The sequence below is a fragment of the Vibrio sp. Y176 genome (genome assembly GCF_033438945.1).
Genome location: NZ_JAWOQS010000815.1, coordinates 1 through 600, shown reverse-complemented (window position 1 = coordinate 600; position 600 = coordinate 1). Strand labels below are relative to the sequence as shown.

The window sequence follows — 600 nt, the reverse complement described above, 5'->3', positions numbered from 1 at the left end:
GATAACAACACCCATAGGCATCACCGATGCACTTAGTGTCGCTCCCACCGGAGGTAAGCTCGTCATTGCCACATGTGCAATCAGAACAATCATGAACCAGCCAAGGTAGCGAGCCATTTGGTCAATTCGTTTGGAGGCGTTATGAACCACAAACAGCAAACAGCCGACCACACCAGTAAACAGCGCACCCCAAGTCGTGTCCACGCCCGTTAACACATTAATGCCTAATGCCGCGCCACTTACATTGCCAAAGTTAAACGCCACAGCTCCAAGCGCAAGGAGAATACCGACACCATAACCCATACCCGGTGCCACTTTGTTCGCAATGTCTTGGATTCGCATGCCAGAAACGCCCACAATGCGCCACAAGTTCATCACGATACCAAAGGTGATAAAGATCGAAGCCAATACTGGAAACGCCATGTCGACTTTGTAGATGTTCGTGAAGACAGCAGTTTGAGTCAAAAAGCCTGGGCCAACAGAGGTCGTCGCTATCAAAAACGCGACACTCAGCATGGCTTTCTTTTGCCAACTGTTTTCTGTTACAGGAGCGGAAATGGAAGAGGTGCTGATAGTGCTTTGTGTAGTCATGCCAAGTCT

Annotated in this window: 1 protein-coding gene; it reads right to left on the bottom strand. The window is 49.3% G+C overall.

Annotated elements, in window-relative coordinates:
* On the bottom strand, nt 1-591 hold a 591-nt coding region (locus R7O13_RS28820), incomplete at its 3' end, for a divalent metal cation transporter (RefSeq protein WP_318305454.1).
* Between the last annotated feature and the right edge of the window lie 9 nt (nt 592-600).